Consider the following 16,205-nt stretch of genomic DNA (forward strand, 5'->3'; position numbering starts at 1 on the left):
TACCCATATTTTACGGGAGCGCGGCGCATTTGTCAAGCGAAAGTTTACGGCAGACGGTAGCCCGCTGCAAGGTACAGCGCGTACCAGTCTTCGCGCGCGAGCGTAATGTCAAGCGCGGCGGCGCAGTCGCGCAGGCGCTTTGGATTGATGGTGCCCGTGACGGCCTGCATTTTTGCAGGGTGACGCAGAATCCACGCAAGCGCGATGGCGGTGTTTGTCACGTTGTATTTTTCCGCCAGCTCGTCGAGCTTTGCGTTTAGCTTCGGGTATTTTTCACTGCCGATGAAAACACCCTCGAAGAAGCCGTACTGGAACGGCGACCACGTCTGAATGGTGATGTTGTGCAGGCGGCAGTAGTTCAACACGCCGTTATCGAGCACCGGGTTTAAGCCGTCGCAGATGTTTGTGTTCATCGGCTGCGCGATCATCGTGGCATTTGTCAGGCTCATTTGCAACTGGTTTGCGCAGATCGGTTGATGCAAAGCGCTCTGCAAAAGCTCCATCGTGTACGGGTCTTCGTTGGAGACGCCGAAGTGGCGCACCTTGCCGCTCTTTTCAAGCTCGTCAAAGGCTTCCGCTACTTCTTCTGGCTCCATTAAAGCGTCCGGACGGTGCAGAAGCAAAACGTCAAGATAATCCGTGCCAAGGCGCTTTAAGCTGCCGTCTACGGCAGACAAAATATGTTCCTTTGAAAAATCGTACATTTTGCCGGGCACAATGGCGCATTTCGACTGAATGATAAGATCTTCGCGGCGAACGCCCGCGTCCTTTATCATCTCGCCGAACACACGCTCGCATGCACCGCCGCCGTAAATATCGGCGTGGTCAAAAAAGTTGAGCTCAAGCTCCAACGCGGTGTGCAGAAATTTATCTGCTTGCGTGCGCTCTGCGCCCGCAAGACGCATGCAGCCGAGGGCTATAGGCGGCACCAAAAGCCCGCTTTTGCCAAGTTTGATTTTTTCCATACAACAAGCCTCCCAAATGAAGTCTATTTGTCTTCATTATAGAAAAACTTATGCGCGTTTGCAAGTGTTTTCCTTGCTTTTTCCGCGTGCGCGGGCTACAATGAGAAAAAGACTTTGGAGGGGTTGCCATGCGTTTTGGTGTGTGTATGCCGATCGAGCAGGCGGAATTTATCGCAAAGCTCGGGTTTGATTATCTTGAGGTCAGCGCTGCGGGACTTGCAGAGATGACAGAGGCGCAGTTCGCGGATTTTCTGCAAAAAAATGAAGCCGCACCCATTCACGCGGAGGCGGCAAACTGTATGTTTCCGGGTAGTATTAAGCTGACGGGTGACAATGTCGATTTTGAAGCGATCCAAACATACGTCAATCACGCCATAGGGCGATTGGCGCAGGCGGGCATAAAAATCGGGGTATTCGGCAGCGGCGGCAGCCGCCGTGTACCGGAAAATTTCCCGCGCGAAAAAGCGTGGGAGCAATTAAAAACTGTCGCAAAAATCTTAGGTGACGCCGGTGAAAAGTACGGTGTCACCATCGCGCTGGAGCCGCTGCGGCACGAGGAAACAAATATTTTCACAATGCAGCCGGAAGCTTTGAAGTTTGTCAAAGAGGTCAACCACCCGCACTTTAAGCTGCTGTGCGACTACTATCACCTCATAAGCGAAAACGGCACGCCGGAAATGGTAGAGCAGTGCGGCGATATCCTTGCGCACACGCATATCGCAAACCCCGTCGGCCGCGTACCCATGACGCCGCAGGATACCGCGGATTACAAAGCCTTTTTCCGCGCGCTGCACTTTATCGGCTACAACGCCCGCATGAGCCTCGAGTGCCCCGTAAAGAACCCCGAAACCCAGCTTCCCGTTGTGCTTGAGGTTTTGCATAGGTGTGACAATGAATAATGATTCGTTTTTGAATGTGAGTGCGTAAAAAACAAGCGCCGCGGAGAAATGAAACTCCGCGGCGCTTATTTTTACATCAGTTTGGTCGTTACTGGATGGAACCTTCAAGATACGCTTCCAGCTCGGCATTTTCTTTCTTTTCCTTGAAATAGTTCAGCACGGCAAAAGCGGCGGTAACAACGGCAACGGCAGCGGTGATGCAGCCGATAATGGTGAGCACCTTGTTCAAACACTTCATGATAAACCATCCTTTCCGGTTCGCCAACATTCTGAAAGAGACCGTACACTGTCTCACTTTGGGCGATTATGATTACCTTTATCATACCCAAGTTTCGGCGAAAAGTCAAACGTTTTTGTGCCCTGTCATACAAAGTTTACACATGGCGTGAGCTGCCGTGCGAAATCCTATGAAAAATTCTTCTTTTTGCAAACATTTTGCCCATATGCAAGCGGTTTCTGCGCCGGATTTGTTGACAATCCGTTTAAAAAAACTTACAATATTATTTTAGAGTATTTCAGCAGGAAACACCCAAAATGCGGCACGGAGGCCGCATACCTTACCTGTATCATTTTTCGAAGGGGAGAACGCACGGCACTGCCGTGCAAAGAAGTTATGGAAGAAAAGAATATGAAAAAGGCCACCATACGGGACGTGGCAAAGGCTGCCGGAGTTTCGCAGTCCACGGTGTCCCGTGTGCTCAACAACAATGGCTACGTGGGCGAAGACGCCCGCCGCCGCGTGGAAGAAGCCATGGAAGCGCTGCATTATTCGCCCAGCGCTATTGCAGTGTGTCTTTCCAAAAGCCGTTCTCGCATGATCGGCGTGATCGTGCCGCAGATCTTTGCACCGTTTTTCAGCCAGATGTATTACATTGCAGACCGCATTATGGAGCGGTACGGTTACCGCCTTCTGCTGTGTAATTCCGACGAAAGCTTAAAGCGTGAAAAAGAGCTCATTGACGATCTGCTTTCGTATAAGATCGCCGCGCTGCTCATCGTGCCCGTGGATGGCGACGAGGGCAGCAACAAGGAGTATCTCGACTACATCCGCAGCTCAGGCACGCCCGTTGTGTGCGTAGACCGTGAGATTGAAGGAATCCACTGCGACGGCGTGTATATCGATAACTATACCGCTTGTTATGAGGTTACAAAAGACGTGCTCACGCGCGGCTACCGCAACATTGCGTATATGGCAGACCCGCCCATATACAGACCGGGTTGCGACCGTCTGCGCGGCTTCCGTGACGCCTGCAAGGAATTCGGCGTTACGGTGCCGCAGGAGAATATTTTCCTTGCGCCGATTGAAGATACGAAACCGTTGAATGCGTTTTTGCATGACGTTGCCCGTCGGGATGTCCCGCCGAAGGCGATCATCAACTTTGTGCGCGGCTGGGATTATACCATGCTGCAAGCGCTGCATTCTGCAGGACTGCGCGTGCCGGAGGACGTGTACCTGACCGGCCTTGACGATGACAACACGCTGCCGAACTTCGGCTACTCCATGCAGTATTTACCGTCTATGATCGATTTTTCCGAGGCAGCTGCTAAGCTCTTGATTGAGCGCGTGGAAACGGGGAATGCGCTGCCGGAACCGGAGCGCCGCATCTTCACCACGCACATGAAGCCTATATTTGAAAGAAAAGTCACGCTGCCAAAGCCCGATGCAGCGCCGGCTGAAACCGATGGGAAAGAGAAGTAAAGTACATAAAAGCAAAATGAAATTTATCAAACCGAATTTTTACGACGCGTTTCACTGCACGGCCGCCGCATGTTCCGATACCTGCTGCGCCGGCTGGGAAATCGACGTTGATCCCGATACCGTTGAATATTACGAAAATTTAGAAGGAGAGCTCGGCGACCGCCTGCGCGAAGAGCTGTGCGACCTGCCGGACGGCACGGTGTGCTTCCGCCTCGGCGAAAACGAGCGTTGCCCGTTCCTCGATGACGACAACCTCTGCGAGCTTATCTTAAAGCTTGGCGATGATGCTTTGTGCGAGATTTGCCGTGAACACCCACGTTTTTATGAGGAGCTCGGCGGCCGCGTGGAAATGGGCGTGGGCCTTTGCTGTGAAGAGGCGTGCAGACTGCTGTTTGAGCAGAAAAATCCCGTCACGTTCATCACAACGAATGTCGGCGAGCTGCCGAATGCGCCGGAGGATCCGCTTGTGTTCCATCTGCGGGACGAAGCATTTGCCATCGTGCAGGACCGCTCTCTGCCGTTGCGCGTGCGCATGCACCGCCTGCTCGATTTCGGCGTGCAGGCGCAGAAAACGCTGTTCGGCAATATGTCGCCTGCCGAACGCGAGAAGACCGATGAGACCGATACCCGCGCCGCGCTGTTTGACATGATGACCGAAATGGAGCCCTACGACGAAACATGGCCCGATTACGTGCAGCTTTTGGAGGATAACGGCTTGCAGGCGAATCTCGACGACATCGACGGCGGCTACGAAAACCTGCTTGTGTATTTCCTGTACCGCCATTTTGCACACGGTGTGACCGACGGCCGCATCGCGGCGCGCGTGGGCTTTTGCGCTGTGAGTGTGTGGTTCATCTGCCTGATGAACACAAAGTGCCTGCGTGATACCGGCGAATTCACCCCGTGGGACCGCATCGTCTGCACGAAAGACTACTCCAAGCAGGTGGAATACAGCGCCGAAAACATGGAAATGGCGCTCGAGGCCCTGCACAAAGACCCCATTTTTTCCGCCGAACACCTAAAGCGCCTGTTCGGATAACAAAAACCTCGAAAGGAGCTATGATCGATGAACCGATACGTTGTGCTTGCCCGTTTTGATAAAAATACAGAAGAAAAACTGATTGCGCTGCGCCGCGAGATGACAAACGCAGGCTATGCGTCTTCCGAGTGGCCGCCGCATATCACGCTTGCGGCGTATGAAGATCTCGATGCCGAAGCGCTCTGCGACTGGACAGGGAAGTTTGTCCGCGAACACACGCGCCAAAAGCTGGCGTTCGGCTCTGTGAGCCTTCTGCCGCCGTATGCCACGCACCGCGAAACCGCCGTGCTGTGCCTGAATCCGGTACACGCAAAGCCTTTTGTCGATTTTTACTATGCGTTCCACGAAAAATACGAGTCGTTCTGCAAAGGCATCGGCAGTTTCTCCGCCGTTTCGGAGGACAAGCCCGTCATCCACTGTACGCTCAGCGTTGTGCGCATTACGGAGCTGCAGGACGCGCTCGAGCTCGTCTTCCAAAATGATGTTTTCACCCAAGCCGAAGTTACCGCGCTGGAGATCTACACCTATCCCATGCGCCTCATCAAACGGTTTGACCTGACCAGAGCGTAAATTCAAAATTTCAAAAGCAAAAGCACGCAGTGTTTCAAAACCTGCGTGCTTTTTGCGTATAATCATTCAAAATACAGTGTGCCCATGTTCAGCAATCTCGTCAGGCGCGCTAAAATGCGACGGAGGGTAGGCAGGAGCAAAAAGGCGAGGAGAAAGTTCGAGACACCGTGGACAAGGTCGAACGGAATGCCGCTGATGATATACGCCAGCGTTGCCGCGGGGCCGCTTAAAATGAGCACGGGTATCGCGGTGAGCGTGCCGAAAATCAGCCCGTAAAACCCGCACAGAAGCCCCCAGCCGAGGCGGCTTTCCATTTTACGAAACAGCCAAGCGGCGACGGCCAAAATCGCCCAGATGTAGAGGTACGAAAACCACCACAGCCCAAAACCGTACAGCAACCCCTCAAGCAGCACGAATACGGCGAGCGTATAACCCACGTATGGCCCGAGCGCAAGGGTGAACAGCACCGTGAGCGATGAGGCAAGCTCCACGTTTGGCAAAGGGGCAAGTGCCACCTGCGAAACAAACATCAGCGCGCCCAAAATGCCGCTGAGTGCCACGCATTTTAAGCGCAAATTAATACCCCACCGTGAGCGTGAACTCGTACTTGCCTCCGTCTTCGACCGGGGTGGAGTCGACGCCGGTGGAGGCCATTTCACCGTTGATTGTCAGACACCACCACTCCTGATTCGCGCTGTCGGCTTCAATGCCGTCCACTTTTGTGACGAACAGGCCGTATTCGCTCTCTTCGCCTTCGATAAGGTCGGCATCCTGCAAAGCGGTACCGAGCATTTCTTCGTCCGTGTTGAGATTATGCACGGTCTCTTTGCCGTCGGCATCGACAACGGTGAGCGTGTAGGCTTTAGCGCCTGCGGTGCCCTTCGGCACCGTGACCTGCCAGATGACAACGCCTGCGACGACGAGCACAACGAACACGATGGCCGCAATAATGAGCGGCTTCTGGTTTTTGGTTTTGGTTGACATAATTTTTTACCTCTTTCTTGTTTTTTATCCCCAAACAGGTGAATTACTCGGCTGTGTTTTCCACTTTTTCTGCCTGCTCTGTGGAAACTCTTTCGGGCGTTTCCGGCTCGCCGTTCCAACGGGCGATAATGGCTTTTGTCTTGATGCCCTCTGCGGTGAACATCACCTCGTGCTCGGACTGAATGTTGCCCGGCGCGTCTTCGCTGTGCAGGTCGTCCGTTTTGCAGAGAATTTCAAACCCTGCTTCACTTAAATAGCGTTGCGTCGCAAGGTACAGGTCGGTGTTGTCGGTTTTGAACCACAGTTCGCCGCCGGGTGCGAGCACCTTTTTGTAGGTGTTCAGCTGGCGGGTGTGGGTCAGGCGGCGCTTATGGTCTCCGGCCTTCTGCCACGGGTTGCAGAAGTTTACATAAATTCGTGCAGCTTTTTCACTGGACGCAAAAAGTGTATCCAGTTTTTCAATGTTATAGGAAAGAAGATTTACGTTTTCCACGGGATCCTCGCCGAACTCCGCTTCCATGTTGCGGCGGGCAACGCCCAAAATATCTTCACTGATGTCGATGCCGATGAAATTTACGTCTTTTTCTCGGTGCGCAAGCTTTGCCAAAAACGTGCATTTGCCGCAGCCGAGGTCTAAATGGATGGGCTGCTGCTTTTTAAAGCGCTCGCCCCATGTTCCGGCGGCGGTTTTCGGCTCGTGCACATAAAACGGGCACGCGGCAAGTTCCGGGCGCGCCCACTTTTTCTTTCGGATTCTCAAAATTTTATCCTCATTTCTTTTCCGTTATTTTCGCTCTGCCTATTTTAACGCAGAAATGAAAAGTGTGCAAGTGCGATTCTGTTTTTTCCCCGTTTTGCGCGCTTTTTTCTTCTTTTTCCATTGAAAGGCATCGGGCATTTTGCTATAATAAGAAAAAGCGCAAACTTAGACTTACATATCACTTTATATGTCAAGGAGGAAAACGTGATGGACGAATTAAAAATGCAAAACGGTGCTTTAATTTTGGAGGGCGGCTCTCTGCGCTCGCTCTTTACCTCCGGCGTTTTGGACGTCTTCATGGAGCACAACTTATATTTCTCCGATGTGACCGGTGTGTCCGCAGGCTCTTTGACCGGCGTGAACTACGTTTCCCGCCAGCCGGGGCGTTCCGCAAAGCTTAACATCGACTACGTGAACGACAAGCGGTATCTCGGCGTGAACAATCTCATCTTACACCACGAGATCTTTAGCTTTGACTTTTTGTTTAACGATTTGTCACGCAGCATTCTGCCGATGGATTTTGACACGTTTTATAAATCGCCGCAGCATTTTACCGCCGTGGCGACGAACCTAAGAACCGGCGAGGCGGAATACTTTGAAAAAAGTGCCTGCTCGGATATTTTGGCAGCTATTCGCGCCAGCAGCAGTATGCCGATGCTCTCGAAAGCCGTGAAGATGAACGGCGAGCTGTACCTGGACGGCGGCTGTGCCATGGCGATTCCGTACCAAAAGGCCATCGATGACGGCTTTGAGAAGATCGTGCTGGTCTTAACGCGCCAGCAGGGCTACCGCAAGCTTTACACAAAGCCCTCTATGCTGCGTTTGTATGCGAAGTATTTCCGGCATTTCCCGAAGTTTTTGAGCGCGCTGTACGCCGTTCCGACGCGCTACGACGCCCAGCAAAGGGAGATCGACCGCTTAGAGAAAGAAGGCCGCATTTTCGTTATCCGCCCGCAGGGACCCGTGAATGTTTCGCACACGGAAAAGGACACGGCGAAATTAAAAGCGCTGTACGAGGAAGGCCGTCAGGAAGCCGAGCGCCGCATGGACGCACTGAAACGGTATTTGGAGGCGTAATTTGCAAAAGGCGCCGTCAAATTGACGATTGTAAAAGATTAAGCAAAGCCCGCAGACTCAAAAAATCTGCGGGCTTTAACGAAAAAGGACTCTGCAATTTGCAAAGTCCTTTCGTTTGGTCGAGGTGACAGGATTCGAACCTGCGGCATCTTGGTCCCAAACTTATCGGGAAAACTTTTTATGCTCGTTTATAGCGGTTTTCAGTGCTTTTTAATTTGTTTTACTTACTCTTTGACGCTCTTATCTCCACTGTGTCCGCATGTTCCAGCGCCGTCTGTGGTAATCTATGTGGTCAAAAACGCTTCCCGCCCGATTTCCGGTGAATGTTCACCGATGCCGGACGGGAAGCGTTTCTCGTTGCTGTTGGCTGCATTGTAACTCTGAGCAGGCGATTATGCAAGTTGTTTCTGAGCAGAGGGCGGCTCAAAGGTTGAGCCGCTATAGACAAAGAAGAGTGAGTTTACAGCATGAAAATAATCGCAGGCTCTTTTCCATCAACTGAGTATAAATCCCTTAATGAAGGCATAATAGTAAGGGATTTATGGCACAGCCCATTGACTATTCCCTTATTTTATATTATTATTTAAGGGAAAACGAATGGAGGTGAGGAAATGAGAACCTTCAATTACTCCGCAATCAAGGAGCAGAAGTGGGACTTGGATGTTCTTGGCCTGATTGCGGCCATATACAAGGAAGCCGGAAAGCAGGAACTGTATTTGAGGCAGCGTCCGGAGGAGCTCGAAAAGCTCGTGGAGATTGCCAAGATACAGAGCACTGAGGCATCGAATGCCATCGAGGGCATCGTTACCACGAGTACCCGAATCCGGCAGCTTGTCGAAGAGAAAACCACGCCGAGGAACCGTGACGAGCAGGAGATTGCCGGATACCGTGATGTGCTGAGCATCATTCACGAGAGCTTTGACGCGATTCCAATTACGCGGAACTATATCCTGCAGCTTCACAAAATCCTGTACAGCCACATGAATAACCCGCTTGCGGGCCGCACAAAAAGCGTGCAGAATTATATCACTGCCACCTATCCGGACGGTCATGTGGAAACGCTGTTCACGCCGCTTGCTCCGTATGAAACGCCGGAAGCGCTGGACAGAATCTGTGAGGAATACAACCGCGTAATCGGGAATATGAAACTGGAGCCGTTGATTGCGATTCCGGTTTTTGTCCATGACTTTCTGTGCATCCACCCCTTCAATGACGGCAACGGAAGAATGAGCAGATTGCTCACAACGCTGCTTCTGTACCGAAATGGTTTTTATGTTGGAAAGTATATCTCCCTTGAAGCCAAAATCGCCAAAAACAAAGATCTGTACTACGATGCGCTTGCACAGGCGCAAACCGGCTGGCACGAAGGCACCGAGGATGTAGTGCCCTTTATCAAATATCTGCTTGGAACAATACTTGCAGCCTATAAGGACTTTGAGGATCGTGTGGCGCTTGTTGAAACCAAGCTGCCCGCACTGGAAATGGTGCGCAGAGCAAGCAATAATAGAATCGGGCGCTTCAGCAAGCAAGACATCCGGGAGTTCTGTCCAACGCTCAGCGACAGTTCCATAGAGGGAGCCTTGCGGAAGTTAGTCGCCGTTGGTGAACTGAAAAAAGAAGGAAAAGGTAAAAACACCTGCTATTTCAGACTGAATTAAATTTCCGTCAAATTAGAGGGCCGCACCTGTTCATACGAGCAGGTGCGGCCCTTTTGGTCGCTTTACGGAAGTTGGCGTATAGTTCAACGGTTGAGCCGCTATAGACAAGGAATATACCCAAAGTCCCCTGCCGAAACACACTCGCCTTACCCGAAGAAATACTGCTTCATATCTGAGGTGCCACCATTCTTATCGCAGAACCATTCGTAATCAGCGAGACAGTTCTGGCAGTGGGCAATTACATCAAATCCGCCTGGTGAATGCTGGTTATCGGCAATGCTCATGACCTCCAAGGGCTTCCCGCAGGCTGGGCAGGGTCTAATCTTCCTCGCCTTACGAGTGGCACGCTCTCTCTGCTCTGTTTCAAGTGCATCTAAAAGGCCCTGCCAAAGATTTGGATTCAGTTCATGCTCTGCATAGTCTTCAAGGTGCCGCCTAATCTCATCGGCAGCCAGTACGAGAAACTTATCATCCAGAAGCTAAATGTGACGCTTGATATAATCAGCGACTACCATGGGCATACAAGTATTCCTGCCCATCGCATACCGCATTGCCGACAGCAGGATCAAGCGAAAGTCAGAGTCGCAGATCGGGGCGAGCAGATCCTGAGGGAACAGCAGAAACTCTTTGCCATTATTCATGCATACGCGCAGCGGTCGCTGTTCTTCCGTTACCAGGTTCAGTAAACTGTTAGCTTGACCTTTCAACTCATCAACGGTAATCGATTCGTAGTCCTGAAACGGGTTTACTTCATAATTCATCATTTGACCTCCAATCAGTTTGTCCTCGTTATGAGGTGTTGGCATTGTAGCTCTGACTGTCCGGAGGTTCAACCGTTTCTTTCGCGGCTTGAAAAGAAATTGAATAGAGTCGGAATTCGTGCGGATTTATCATTTTCTTGCCTTTTCTGACCGAATGTGCTATCATAAAAATGGCGCTGTCAGGCGTTGAAATATGCCCTGGTAGTGCGGCTGTAATAGCTCGAATGCTCTGCCAGGTGGCAGAGCATTTTATATATCGGCACGGAGGAGAGACTTTATGGCGGTTAGTTATAAAAAACTCTGGAAGTTACTCATCGATAAGGACATGAAGAAAAAAGACCTGTGTGAAAAGGCAGGTATCAGCCCAGCCTCCGTCACCAAAATGGGACGGAATGGGCATGTCACCACGGAGATACTCGTGAAGATTTGCGCAGCGCTGGATTGCAGGATTGAGGATATTGTAGAGATTGTGCCAGATGAAAAGCAACCATCAAATAAAGCGGAGCCGGGGGTGATGAGATGACTATCGTAGAATCTATTAAGTGTGTTTTACAACAAAATAATGATGGTTTGACCTCAAAACAAATATATGATGAGATTATTCGTCAGGGATTGTATTCTTTTGGAGCAGAGAATCCTGTTGGTGTTGTCAATGCTCAACTTCGCCGTCGGTGTATCGGTCTGGATTTTCCGACTGCTTACCCGATAAAATTCTTTGAAATTGCGGGTTATGAAGGAAAAAAGATCAAATTCCGTTTGATTTCGACAGAAAATACAGCCACTATTATTACTGCTCCCAAAACTACAGATATTTCTGAACTGTTACCGGAAGAAAAAATCAAAGCTGCGCTGCAGGAGCATTTACAAAATATACGACAACAAGTATTTGATTCTGTCCTAAACAATTCCCCAGAGTTCTTTGAACATCTTGTGGTTGACTTGCTTTTAAAGATGGGGTATGGATATGATAAAAATTCGGGTATTGTTACAGGAAAACCACATGATGGCGGAATTGATGGAATAATTAGTGAAGATAAGCTCGGCTTGGATTTGATATATATCCAGGCTAAACGTTTTGCTAATGGCAATAAGGTTACCCGGCATGATTTACAGGCCTTTATTGGCGCCATGGAACATATTAACAAAGGTGTTTTTATTACAACATCGTCTTTTACGAGATCTGCAATACAATTCATCGAGAAGCAACAGCAAAAAAATATCAAATTAATAGATGGCAATTTACTTGCAGATCTTCTTGTTAAGTATGAGGTTGGCGTGGCAGCGGCACAAACTTTCAAATTATATAAACTCGATACCGAATATTTTAACTTTTAAATCATTCGCCTAATCCGGATATAGAGATAGGAGCTTTATTATGGCGGAAATTGTTGGAACAATTACTAATCTGAGTGATTTTTTGTCGAAAACACAAGTGTGCTTATCCGTAAAGCCTAATGATCCTCAACAGCAAATCATTTGCCTCGAGGCAGATAGGAAGTATTCTATCCCTGCTTTTCAGAGAGAGGTTAGATGGGATGACAACAATCTTAAAATGCTTTTGTACGATTTGTCTCGCAGCAGCAAGTTTTTGGGAAATATAATATTAACGATTAAATCTGACCACACTTGTGAAATTATTGATGGTCAACAACGTACAACTGTACTTATGTTGATTGTTTCCTGTATAAAGAAAAAGTTTGGGACCAAGATATCGACGCCAGATCTGTGCCCTCTTCGCAATGAGGGGTTTACAGGCTTCCAGACACTCTTAGAAAAGGCCTTTGATCAGGAAGCAATTACATCCGATGATTGGAACGCTATTCTTAAAAGCGATGATTATCATCAACTTCCTCGTATTCAAAAACTATGGAACACGATATCTTCTTCCGAGTTGTTAGCTGACCGGCATAAAGCCCAGGGGCTTCTTGATAACTTGTGCAAATCTGAGTTCAATATAATTGCCAGCTATTCTAACGATGTAAATACCAGCATCCAGTATTTTCTGGATGTAAATCTTAAAGGCATTCGTTTGGATACTGAAGATATTTTCAAAGGTTATCTTTTTAGTCAGGATAGCCGCGAACTCACACGTTCTCTTTGGCAAAAGAATAAGCGTGATGTATTACGCTTAAATGGCGTCACGCAGAGCTCGGAAGAGAAAAGATATCCTCTGATGAAGTTGTATGAACACTTTTTCTATTGTGACTTATATCTTCCTCGCGAGGGAGATTGCGAGTATAGTACACTCAAGTTTGGTGAAAACTTTTGTCTCACATCCGGATTTGAAAGTGGAAGTACGAAATATTACGAAGGTAGCCATTTAATTGAAGCCATACGAGATCGGGACTATTTGCAAAATGTACTCTCCAGACTCAATAAATGCGTTGAAATAATGACGGATATTATTGAAAGCGAGGGACCTTCTACTCCGTTTAAAGACAAATTTATTTGCGCTAAAAAGGTAGATTCTATAGATATTCAAAACTGCCATTCGATGCTAAAGAAGATACTTATGGAAAAAGAGGTGATTCCTAAAATTTTAGCGTTAAAGTATATCCTTACATACTTTGACGGAAAGCCTCACGCAAAAGAAGAGTACAAGTCAGTCTATAGCGTCTTTTGTGCAGCGGTCTTGTTTACCGTTTTCGCAAACAAAAAAGAGAGTGATACTTTCTACAACTTTGTAAGACTGGAAGAATGGAAAAGCAAGATAAACAAATGGCTTTATGACTATATTTCTTCTCATGCACTGACCAGAGGTAAAGTTCTCGCTGCATATAAATATAGTGAAAGTGACGATGACCCAATTCAACAAATCCGTTGTAAGTCTTTGGCGGCGATTAGTAATTTCTTCAAAGTAACGAAGAACGGTGATAATTATAACATGGGTATTTCCAACGCAGCTGAACTTTGTAAGTTTTTTGGAGATAAAACAGTTTATAGTTTAGAACACTTTATTGTAGGAGAATGCGGAACTCTTCATGTCAAAACCGCAAAATACGATTTCCCATATAAATATCCACCAACGATTCAGAAGTACAGAAATTCTCTATTTAATTTTATTTTTATTCCTCAACCGCTTAATAGTTCTCTTTCTAATGAAGGATTGTTTATTAAAGTAGCAGAAATCCATACACATGAAAACGAGATTAAATGCAGCTATAGCAAAGGATACTATGGACTGTTAAACAAATCTCCTCGTATGTACTTTCAACGCTACCCTACCGAAAAGGAGATAGATTCCTTCAGTACTGAAGAGGATGCCAGAGCATACCTAAATGAATATTTTACTAAAACATTTCCGGAAGAGTTTTTACAGTTTTCAACGGCGCTTGTAAAAAAAATCAACTGGGGTTCTTAACACGAAGGCGTTCTCGGATATTTCCGAGAGCGCTTTCTCATTAAATGCGCAGCATGGTAACGACATATCTTGCGGAAACTATTATTGTCCATTTTATTGTACTTGCTTTATAATATCATGATCTTTAAAGAAAGTCACTTTCTCCATAAAACCTGGTGTGTGCAGCATTTTATTACCGGTACTGTGTTGACTGTTGGTGAATTTTAATATATACTTAAGTATATACTTACGTATAAATAGAGGTGCTATATGCTGAAATATCAATTTCCCGCTGTAAAGGGCTGTCAGGCCGGAAAAGATTACTATATATGCATGGTTCCCCTTGGGTTAATGAGTAAGATTTTTGCGACCGATAGCAGCGATGTCCCTGCCGAGTATCGCGCCCAAAGAAAGCTCAACGAAGCTCGTATTCCTGAAATCTGTGGATACATCTTGTCTAATCGAGATTCGTATGTCTTTTCAGCTCTGGCTGCATCTGTGGACGGTGACATGAAGTTTGTCCCTGCTGACAGCAATGAGAATGCAGGCCTTCTGGAAATCGATATGACCGCTTCCTTCCTGATCAACGATGGACAGCATCGAAAGGCGGCCATTGAGGCAGCGATTGCCGAAGACGAGAGCCTGAAAGAAGAAACGATTTCGATTGTCCTTTATAAAGACCAGGGACTTCAACGGAGCCAGCAGATGTTTACTGACCTCAACAAGCATGCTGTTACCACATCGAAATCCTTAAATACACTATACGAGTCGAAAGATCCTGTGGCACTAATCACGAAGAATGTCGTCAACTCAATCAGCTTCCTACGTAAGTATACTGACAAGGAGAAAGACAACCTTAGCAAATATTCCTCTAACATCTTTACACTTAACACCTTCTATACAGCTAACAAGCGCATCTGTAAGGTGATCCATGATCAGGACAATGCTGAAAAACTCGTTTATACATTTTGGAATCACGTGGTTGTTAATATGCGTGAGTGGAACGAGATGGACAGTGGTGAATTAAGTAAAAAAAGTTTGCGAGAGGATTATATCACAACGCAAGGTCTGATTATCTTGGCACTGGGACGCTTGGGAGAATTCTATTGCGTGAATCCTCAGATTAACATGGCGAAGTCGTTGAAGGGATTAAAGAAAATCGACTGGCTTCGAAATAATGAAGCGTGTTGGATGAACCGTGCAATTAAACCTAATGGAAAAATCAACAGAAATGAACAGGGTATCTTTTTGACATACATTCAGATTAAGCGACTTCTTTCTCTGCCAGTCAGTGATGAGGAGACAAAAAAAGAAAGAATCATCATGGGATAACCCCGGAGGACTCAAATGGAACAGAATACATTAAATTCAAATAACATCGATGCTGGAAACAAAATTGCCAGTTTCCGAGTAAAACAAAGTATGCCATATGAATTTAAGGTGAATTATGCGCGCATAAGAGCATGGGAATTCTATAATGAATGTGGAAAAAGGGACTTGGATTGCTATGTTTCAGTAGGGGGACTTGACAGTATCACACTGTTCTTCTTCTTGAAATCAATAGGAATAGATGTGCCAGCGGTATCAGTCTCTTCGCTCGAAGATGTTAGTATCCAAAAAATCCACAAACAGATTGGAGTTATCTCACTACCACCAGCAGTTAGAACTGATGGTACGCGATGGAATAAGCAAAAACTAATTCAAGAATTTGGTTTCCCTGTACTCTCCAAGGAAATCGCCCGTAAAATTGAATTGCTTCAAAACCCAACTCCCAATAATAAAACCATAAGGCATGCAATTGTTACAGGCGAAACTGGTGAATATGGTGGATTTCAAAAGCATTCAAAAATGAAACTTGCGCAGAAGTGGCTCGAAAAATTCGGCGGATTAGAAAATGAAGAAGAAGGCGTGAATTATCAAATTGCATCGTTTAAAGTCTCCTCGAAGTGTTGCTATTACCTCAAGGAAAAACCGTGCTCTGATTGGGCTAAAGAGCACAATTGTGTACCGTATTTAGGGCTGATGGCATCCGAAGGTGGAAGACGTGAGAAGTCTTTAATGCTAAATGGCTGTAACTACTTTGGAAAGGGAACCATTCGTTCAGCACCATTTGCAATTTTTAATAGACAGGATTTATTACAGTTGGCACTTGATTTAAAGGTCCCTGTCCCTGAGATTTATGGAAGCATACTGAAGGATGAAGATGGTCATTTGTATACTTCTGGAGAGCAGCGAACCGGATGCTCGATGTGTGGATTTGGAATTCAGCTCGAAAAACGGCCTCATCGATTCGATCGGCTACGGGAACGGAACTACAAAGAATGGGATTTTTGGATGAATAGGTGTTGCTTTGATGAAAACGGAACACCGTATGGCTGGGGAAAAGTTTTAGATTATCTCGGAATTGGGTGGAGAGATATTCCGGATCCACATAACAGAAAAAAGTAAGGATG

18 protein-coding genes are annotated in these 16,205 nt (G+C 47.4%); 11 read left to right on the plus strand and 7 right to left on the minus strand.

What is annotated here, in order from left to right:
• Positions 1–44: 44 nt before the first annotated feature.
• Positions 45–965 carry an aldo/keto reductase gene (locus ACI0CA_RS01435; protein WP_417086379.1) on the minus strand — a complete coding sequence of 307 codons (921 nt, stop codon included), beginning with the start codon at positions 963–965 and terminating at the stop codon, positions 45–47.
• 128 nt (positions 966–1,093) lie between these two features.
• Between ACI0CA_RS01435 and ACI0CA_RS01440 the strand changes: the two genes are divergently transcribed.
• Positions 1,094–1,864, plus strand: a complete 771-nt coding sequence (locus ACI0CA_RS01440; protein ID WP_343285191.1) for a sugar phosphate isomerase/epimerase family protein — start codon at positions 1,094–1,096, stop codon at positions 1,862–1,864.
• Positions 1,865–1,952: 88 nt separating this feature from the next.
• Here the strand turns inward: ACI0CA_RS01440 and ACI0CA_RS01445 are convergent, their stop codons facing one another.
• Positions 1,953–2,102, minus strand: coding sequence for a hypothetical protein (locus ACI0CA_RS01445; RefSeq protein ID WP_176820446.1), 150 nt, complete (start codon positions 2,100–2,102; stop codon positions 1,953–1,955).
• 375 nt (positions 2,103–2,477) lie between these two features.
• On the opposite strand from ACI0CA_RS01445, the gene ACI0CA_RS01450 reads away from it, so the two are divergent.
• Genes ACI0CA_RS01450 through ACI0CA_RS01460 form a run of 3 tightly spaced genes read left to right on the plus strand, consistent with a single transcriptional unit; the run spans position 2,478 to position 5,172 of the window.
• Complete coding sequence (locus ACI0CA_RS01450) at positions 2,478–3,563, plus strand: LacI family DNA-binding transcriptional regulator (protein WP_412358685.1); 1,086 nt, start codon at positions 2,478–2,480, stop codon at positions 3,561–3,563.
• Between the two features lie 16 nt (positions 3,564–3,579).
• A complete protein-coding gene (gene fliB / locus ACI0CA_RS01455) occupies positions 3,580–4,602 on the plus strand; it encodes a flagellin lysine-N-methylase (RefSeq protein WP_395507385.1) in 1,023 nt (340 codons plus the stop codon).
• A gap of 27 nt (positions 4,603–4,629) precedes the next feature.
• A complete protein-coding gene (locus tag ACI0CA_RS01460; protein ID WP_308449183.1) occupies positions 4,630–5,172 on the plus strand; it encodes a hypothetical protein in 543 nt (180 codons plus the stop codon).
• A 62-nt stretch (positions 5,173–5,234) separates the two neighbouring features.
• On the opposite strand, the gene ACI0CA_RS01465 is transcribed toward ACI0CA_RS01460, so the two are convergent.
• From ACI0CA_RS01465 to trmB, 3 genes are read right to left on the minus strand one after another with little or no spacing between them, the layout of a single operon-like run.
• The gene (locus ACI0CA_RS01465; RefSeq protein ID WP_308449184.1) at positions 5,235–5,747 is read right to left on the minus strand and encodes a hypothetical protein; all 513 of its coding nucleotides are present in this window, start codon (positions 5,745–5,747) and stop codon (positions 5,235–5,237) included.
• Position 5,748: 1 nt separating this feature from the next.
• Entirely contained in the window at positions 5,749–6,156 is a 408-nt protein-coding gene (locus ACI0CA_RS01470; protein WP_308449185.1) for a DUF4430 domain-containing protein, read from the minus strand.
• 43 nt (positions 6,157–6,199) lie between these two features.
• A complete protein-coding gene (trmB, locus tag ACI0CA_RS01475) occupies positions 6,200–6,916 on the minus strand; it encodes a tRNA (guanosine(46)-N7)-methyltransferase TrmB (RefSeq protein WP_308449186.1) in 717 nt (238 codons plus the stop codon).
• 207 nt (positions 6,917–7,123) lie between these two features.
• Here trmB and ACI0CA_RS01480 point away from each other — a divergent pair, with 207 nt between their 5' ends.
• Both ACI0CA_RS01480 and ACI0CA_RS01485 read left to right on the plus strand, forming a co-directional pair.
• Positions 7,124–7,993, plus strand: a complete 870-nt coding sequence (locus ACI0CA_RS01480) for a patatin-like phospholipase family protein (protein WP_308449187.1) — start codon at positions 7,124–7,126, stop codon at positions 7,991–7,993.
• A 611-nt stretch (positions 7,994–8,604) separates the two neighbouring features.
• A complete protein-coding gene (locus ACI0CA_RS01485; protein ID WP_308449188.1) occupies positions 8,605–9,651 on the plus strand; it encodes a Fic family protein in 1,047 nt (348 codons plus the stop codon).
• A 146-nt stretch (positions 9,652–9,797) separates the two neighbouring features.
• Here ACI0CA_RS01485 and ACI0CA_RS01490 read toward each other — a convergent pair whose 3' ends face one another.
• Together ACI0CA_RS01490 and ACI0CA_RS01495 are read right to left on the minus strand one after the other, a co-directional pair.
• The gene (locus ACI0CA_RS01490) at positions 9,798–9,935 is read right to left on the minus strand and encodes a hypothetical protein (protein WP_308449189.1); all 138 of its coding nucleotides are present in this window, start codon (positions 9,933–9,935) and stop codon (positions 9,798–9,800) included.
• 195 nt (positions 9,936–10,130) lie between these two features.
• Positions 10,131–10,415 (minus strand): hypothetical protein, encoded by a 285-nt coding sequence (locus ACI0CA_RS01495; protein ID WP_412264628.1) that lies wholly within the window; start codon positions 10,413–10,415, stop codon positions 10,131–10,133.
• Positions 10,416–10,689: 274 nt separating this feature from the next.
• Between ACI0CA_RS01495 and ACI0CA_RS01500 the strand changes: the two genes are divergently transcribed.
• From ACI0CA_RS01500 to ACI0CA_RS01520, 5 genes are all read left to right on the plus strand, one after another.
• Positions 10,690–10,935: a helix-turn-helix domain-containing protein gene (locus ACI0CA_RS01500; RefSeq protein WP_308449191.1), complete on the plus strand. Its 246-nt coding sequence runs from the start codon at positions 10,690–10,692 to the stop codon at positions 10,933–10,935.
• Complete coding sequence (locus ACI0CA_RS01505; RefSeq protein ID WP_308449192.1) at positions 10,932–11,747, plus strand: restriction endonuclease; 816 nt, start codon at positions 10,932–10,934, stop codon at positions 11,745–11,747. Before ACI0CA_RS01500 ends, ACI0CA_RS01505 begins: the two co-directional genes overlap by 4 nt.
• Positions 11,748–11,787: 40 nt before the next feature.
• Positions 11,788–13,773: a DUF262 domain-containing protein gene (locus tag ACI0CA_RS01510; protein WP_395507386.1), complete on the plus strand. Its 1,986-nt coding sequence runs from the start codon at positions 11,788–11,790 to the stop codon at positions 13,771–13,773.
• Between the two features lie 249 nt (positions 13,774–14,022).
• Positions 14,023–15,084, plus strand: coding sequence for a DNA sulfur modification protein DndB (gene dndB, locus ACI0CA_RS01515; RefSeq protein ID WP_395507387.1), 1,062 nt, complete (start codon positions 14,023–14,025; stop codon positions 15,082–15,084).
• Positions 15,085–15,099: 15 nt separating this feature from the next.
• Positions 15,100–16,200, plus strand: coding sequence for a hypothetical protein (locus ACI0CA_RS01520; RefSeq protein WP_395507388.1), 1,101 nt, complete (start codon positions 15,100–15,102; stop codon positions 16,198–16,200).
• Positions 16,201–16,205 lie beyond the last annotated feature (5 nt).

Origin of the sequence: Hominenteromicrobium mulieris (genome assembly GCF_046197855.1) — a bacterium.
Classification (GTDB): domain Bacteria; phylum Bacillota; class Clostridia; order Oscillospirales; family Acutalibacteraceae; genus Hominenteromicrobium; species Hominenteromicrobium mulieris.